Source organism: Streptomyces sp. NPDC059080 (assembly GCF_042739975.1).
GTDB classification, from domain to species: domain Bacteria; phylum Actinomycetota; class Actinomycetes; order Streptomycetales; family Streptomycetaceae; genus Streptomyces; species Streptomyces benahoarensis.
Genome location: NZ_JBHYGX010000051.1, coordinates 14,011 through 15,610 on the forward strand (window position 1 = coordinate 14,011; position 1,600 = coordinate 15,610).

Sequence of the window (1,600 nt, forward strand, 5' to 3'; positions counted from 1 at the left end):
GGGCGGGGGGGGGGGGGGGGGGGGGGGGGGGGGGGGGGGGGGGGGGGGGGGGGGGGGGGGGGCGGGCCCCCCCCCCCCCCCGCGGGATGGGAATCAGACCGGGGAAAGGGAGATGTCGCCGGTCATGCTGACCGTCATGCGGTAATCCTGTGGGCTGTGCTCGACATTGGCGAGGACGAACTCCCCGTTACCGTCGTCCCACTGGCCTTTGACCTTCCAGTCGTCGTCCCACAGGATGCAGTGCCCCCGCCCCGTCTGGACGGTGAGCGGCTTGTCCTTGTGCTGCGAGATCCAGGCGTACGCGTCGCTGTACGTCCGGGGACTCACCGACGTGCTGTCTCCGGGGTGCTCCTGGTTGACGAAGGAGACGTAGGAGTTCGACTGGTTGTCGCAGCCTCTGATTCCGGTGGTCATGTAAACCCCCCTGAGTTGGTTCGTGGGGACCAGGAAACTACCGGCGGCCGGGGCGCGGAATGGCGTGCGAGGGCTTTGGCCGAGAGTGTCGAGATGGCGGTCACCGGCCTCTTGCGGAAATTTCCGGATTGCTGAGGGGAGGGGGTGTAAGGGGGTTTTCGCGGAGTGCCGGCGACGGTATTCGCCCGGGTGTTCAGCGGCGTCGGAATTCTTCGTACGTGTTCGGGGGGAACGCGCCGGACGGCGGCCGCGCGGAAAGTCGGTACGGGTGAGGGTTTGCCCTGGACGGATCGGTTCCTGCGCTGTTCGGGGGCGGTACGGTGGAACGGCGGAATCGGTTCTGTGAGAAAGGCCGGCGGAAGCGGCCCCGACCGGCTCGAAGACGCCGGAAGGCCGAAAGTGAGCGGTGGGGAGTGGGCCCGGTGGGCGGTGGAAACAAGGGCGGCGGACGGCGGTCCGGCGCGGTGACCATACGGCGGGCGACGGCCCGGGACGCCCGCCGCCTCACCCGCCTGGTGCGGAAATCGCGCGCGTACGAGGGCCCGTACGCGTCGATGGTCGCCGGGTACCGCGTCGGGCCCGACTACATCGAGACGCACCGGGTCTTCGTCGCGGAGGAACCGGGCCAGGCGGACGGGGCCGGTGGGCGGGTGCTCGGGTTCTACGCGCTGGTGCTCGATCCGCCCGAGCTGGACCTGATGTTCGTCGCCGACGAGGCACAGGGCCTGGGCATCGGGCGGCGGCTCATCGCCCACCTGCGGGAGGAGGCCCGCCGGGCCGGTCTCGCCCGGGTGCGGGTGGTCTCCCATCCGCCCGCTGAGGGGTTCTACCGGAGCGTCGGCGCCAGGTCCGTGGGCGTGGTTCCGGCCCGGCCGCCGGCGGTGCCGTGGGACCGGCCGGAGCTGGTCATCGAGGTGGCGGAGCCCACGGACGGGCAGCCGACGGCCTGGGGGACGACCGCCGGGGAGCCGGCCGGCGAGGTGTGAGGCGGGGGCCGGTGGCCGCGAGGGCCCGGCCCCGGGGGCCGGTGGCACCGGGCGGGCGCACTCTTGACACCCTCAGCGGTTGTGTGGGGGAGTAAGAAAAGCCGTTGGGTGTGGTGGGGGGGCACCCCCGCCCCCCCCGCCCGCGGCTCCACCCCCCCCCCCGCGCCCCCACGCGGGGGGGGGGGACGGGCCTCTAGCGC

At 73.0% G+C, this 1,600-nt stretch carries 2 protein-coding genes; one reads left to right on the top strand and one right to left on the bottom strand.

Features of this window, described 5'->3' with window-relative positions:
- Positions 1-93 precede the first annotated feature (93 nt).
- Positions 94-414, bottom strand: a complete 321-nt coding sequence (locus ACFWWQ_RS26820) for a hypothetical protein (RefSeq protein ID WP_384601151.1) — start codon at positions 412-414, stop codon at positions 94-96.
- Between the two features lie 422 nt (positions 415-836).
- Between ACFWWQ_RS26820 and ACFWWQ_RS26825 the strand changes: the two genes are divergently transcribed.
- Positions 837-1,400: a GNAT family N-acetyltransferase gene (locus tag ACFWWQ_RS26825; RefSeq protein ID WP_384601154.1), complete on the top strand. Its 564-nt coding sequence runs from the start codon at positions 837-839 to the stop codon at positions 1,398-1,400.
- The last annotated feature ends 200 nt before the right edge of the window (positions 1,401-1,600 follow it).